At 62.0% G+C, this 3,446-nt stretch carries 3 protein-coding genes and 1 pseudogene; 3 read left to right on the top strand and 1 reads right to left on the bottom strand.

Annotated features, from left to right (window positions below; all coding sequences use genetic code 11):
* A pseudogene (locus EN884_RS30135) lies at positions 1-99 on the bottom strand (MscL family protein); the annotation flags it as partial.
* Positions 100-498: 399 nt separating this feature from the next.
* Between EN884_RS30135 and EN884_RS30140 the strand changes: the two are divergent.
* The 3 genes from EN884_RS30140 to EN884_RS30150 form a co-directional block, all read left to right on the top strand.
* Positions 499-708 carry a hypothetical protein gene (locus EN884_RS30140; protein ID WP_024503137.1) on the top strand — a complete coding sequence of 70 codons (210 nt, stop codon included), beginning with the start codon at positions 499-501 and terminating at the stop codon, positions 706-708.
* The gene (locus tag EN884_RS30145) at positions 698-973 is read left to right on the top strand and encodes a type II toxin-antitoxin system RelE/ParE family toxin (protein ID WP_013533612.1); all 276 of its coding nucleotides are present in this window, start codon (positions 698-700) and stop codon (positions 971-973) included. Before EN884_RS30140 ends, EN884_RS30145 begins: the two co-directional genes overlap by 11 nt.
* 120 nt (positions 974-1,093) lie before the next feature.
* On the top strand, positions 1,094-3,446 hold a 2,353-nt coding region (locus EN884_RS30150; RefSeq protein WP_164895241.1), incomplete at its 3' end, for a PAS-domain containing protein.

Genomic DNA, 3,446 nt, shown 5'->3' on the forward strand with positions numbered 1-3,446 from the left:
GGAATCGACGATCTTGCCGAAGGCCGCGCCGATGATGACGCCGACCGCAAGGTCCATCACATTGCCCTTGGAAATAAATTCCTGGAATTCTTTCAGCATTCGACCCTCCTTGTCGTGACTGGCCGAGCTGCCGTTTCCGTCCTTGCGGCATCGACCTGAGGCAACATAACAAAAACCTCCTGACGCAACATGGGTAAAAGGGAGAAAACAACCGCTTTCTCCTTACCTTACGGCACTTTGGGCGGCAGCTCTGCCGAATTTGACGCGTTGCGTACAAGGGCGTGAAATTTCATATCCCCGCGATGCAAATCGACACAGATGCCGCCGAATCACTGCAAAACGACCACGCTGGACCAGATTGCCGCCGAGCACGGCATGGGCCCCTGGTTGTTGACGCGAGCGATCAATCGCTCTTTGCAAGGTTTCCCGCATTGACGGCACGGCAAAGCCAGCATTGAATTTCTGGAAATTATAGGCGTTTTCGCCTATAATGTTCTCATGAACATGCTCGAAACCATCAGCATTGATGTTTATCCGTGGGCGGCTCCAACAAAGGAGCAGCGCGCTTGGTTTGACGCGCTTTCGCCCGACGAGAAGCGGAAAGCGATTCAGGCGGCGATCAACGAAGGTTTTGAGAGCCCGGTCAGCGAAAAGTCGATCGACGACATTATTCGGGAAGCGCGTGCCGAACTCCCGCATGCGCCATAGGATAACGCATCGCGCCGAACGCGATCTGAAAGACATTTACCGACACACCTTCGAAAACTTCGGCCACACTCAGGCCGAAAAGTACCTGCGCGAACTCGACGCGGTGTTTGAGTTGCTCGGCGACTATCCGAGTATGGGCCGGCTCTATGAAGGCAGGACCCATCAGTTCGTCCACGGCAAGCACATCATCCTCTATCGCATGGGTTTGGAGGAGGTCGTCATTGGCCGTATTTTCCACGGCGCTCAGCGGCGATCTTCACCATAACGACACCGACGCGCCGCCCTGATAGCCGTCCTGCACAGCTCTGCAATGGACTCGGACGCCAAGCTGTGGTTGCGTCCGGGCAAGCCGGATAGAAAGACGGCAGAGGAGGAAAGTCCAAGCGTGCAGGGCTTGTTCATCGTCATCATCGCGGTCGCCTATGTGACGCTGCTGTTTGCCATCGCCAGCCTCGGCGACCGCCGCTCGGCCATCTCCGAGCCGAGCCGGGGGCGGCCTTTCATCTATGCGCTCAGCCTCGCGATCTACTGCACATCCTGGACTTTCTTCGGCTCGGTCGGTCTCTCTTCCGAACGCGGCCTCGAATTCCTCGGCATCTATACGGGCCCGGTGCTCGTCTTCGTCTTCGGCTTCCCGCTGCTCAACCGTATCGTGCGGCTGGCCAAGACCGAGAAGATCACCTCGATCGCTGATTTCCTCGGCGCACGCTACGGCAAGAGTTTCACCGTCGCGGCGATCGCCACGCTGATCGCCACCATCGGCGCGGTGCCCTATATCGCGCTGCAGTTGAAGGCGATATCCGGTTCGGTCAGCCTGATGGTCGAGCACTATACGGGATCGCCGCCTTCGTTCGATCCCTTCGTCAGCGACATCTCGCTGGTCGTCGCCATGCTGTTGGCGCTGTTCGCGGTGCTGTTTGGAACCCGTCACGCCGACGCCACCGAACACCAGGACGGACTGGTGCTGGCGGTGGCGGTCGAAACCGTCGTCAAGCTCGCCGCCTTCCTGGCGATCGGCCTGATGGTCACCTTCCTGATCTTCGGCGGCCCGGGCGACATGTTCGACAAGCTCGCCGAGAACGCGCAGGTCCGGCAGGCGATGAGCTACAACACCTCGCTCGCCACCTGGCTGGTGCTGACGTGCCTGAGCGGCTTTGCCATCATCATGCTGCCGCGGCAGTTCTACGTCACCATCGTCGAAAACCGCGGCGAGGCCGAACTGCGCACCGCGACATGGGTGTTCCCGCTCTACCTCGTGGCGATCAACCTGTTCGTGCTGCCGATCGCCTTCGCCGGCCTGTCGCTGGTCGGCACCGGAACCAGCAGCGATCTCTATGTGCTGTCGCTGCCCCTGTTCAGCGGCCATGATGTGCTGGCGATGGCGGCTTTCATCGGCGGCCTGTCGGCGGCGACGGCGATGGTGATCGTCGAAAGCGTGGCGCTGTCGATCATGATCTCCAACGATCTCGTCATTCCGCTGTTCGTGCGCCGCCTGCTCAAGACCTCGACCTCCGAGACCGAGGACTGGTCGACGCTGATCCTTAATGTGCGGCGCGGGGCGATCTTCATCCTGTTGTTCATCGCCTTCCTCTATTACCGCGAGAGCACCAACAGCGCGCGCCTGTCGTCGATCGGCCTGATGTCGTTCGCGGCCATCGCCCAGTTCGCCCCCGCCCTGATCGGCGGGCTGATCTGGCGCGGCGCCAACGGCCGGGGTGCGGCACTCGGCATGGTCGCCGGCATCCTCGTCTGGGGCTACACACTGCTCCTGCCGTCGCTTGCCGCGGCCGATACCGGCATCATCGTGCACGGGCTGTTCGGCTTCGAGGCGCTGCGGCCGCAGGCCCTGTTCGGCACCGTCGCCGAACCGCTGAACCACGGCGTGTTGTGGAGCCTGTCGATCAATGCGGTGTTTTTCGTGCTTGGCTCGCTGTCGCGCGCGTCGGTGCCGCTGGAACGCATCCAGGCGTCGATCTTCGTGCCGCGCGATGCCGGCCCGATGCCCAGCCTGCGCCGTTTCCGCACCGCCATCACCGTCAACGACCTGAAGGACACGATCGGGCGCTATCTCGGCGTCGAGCGCACCGAGCGCTCTTTCCAGTCGTTCGAAAAGACCAACGGAACCTCGCTGCACGGCAACGAACAGGCGAGCATGGACGTCATCCGCTTTTCCGAGCAGCTGCTGGCCAGCGCCGTCGGCTCCTCCTCGGCACGGCTGATCCTGTCGCTGCTGTTTCGGCGCCACGACCGCGAATCCCGAGATGCCTTCCGCTTGCTCGACGACGCCACCGAGGCGCTGCAGCACAACCGCGACCTCTTGCAGATCGCGCTCGACCAGATGGAACAGGGCATCACCGTCTTCGATCGCGATTTCCGCCTGATCTGCTGGAACCGCCAGTACCGGGCGCTGTTCGACCTGCCCGACGAGATGGGCCAGGTCGGCGTCTCGCTCGACCGCATCCTGCGCCATCTCGCCGAGCGCGGCGACATTCCCGCCGATCAGCGTGTGGCCATGCTCAACCGGCTGACCAGCTTCGTCAGCCCGTGGCAGATGGAGCTGAAAACCTCGGGCCGCATCCTGGAACTGCGATCCAACCCGATGCCGGACGGCGGCATCGTCGCCACCTATGCCGACATTTCCGGGCGCGTCGAGCAGGATCTTGCGCTGAAAAGGGCCAATGAATCGCTGGAGCAGCGGGTCAAGACGCGCACCATCGAGCTGACCCGGGTCAATGAGG

Source organism: Mesorhizobium sp. M7A.F.Ca.AU.001.01.1.1, from assembly GCF_004022735.1.
Lineage (GTDB): Bacteria > Pseudomonadota > Alphaproteobacteria > Rhizobiales > Rhizobiaceae > Mesorhizobium > Mesorhizobium ciceri.

What these genes read in the sequence shown, in the direction of transcription:
- EN884_RS30140 (WP_024503137.1), top strand. Translation starts at nt 499, where the DNA reads ATGAACATGCTCGAAACCATCAGCATTGATGTTTATCCGTGGGCGGCT.
- EN884_RS30145 (WP_013533612.1), top strand. Translation starts at nt 698, where the DNA reads ATGCGCCATAGGATAACGCATCGCGCCGAACGCGATCTGAAAGACATT.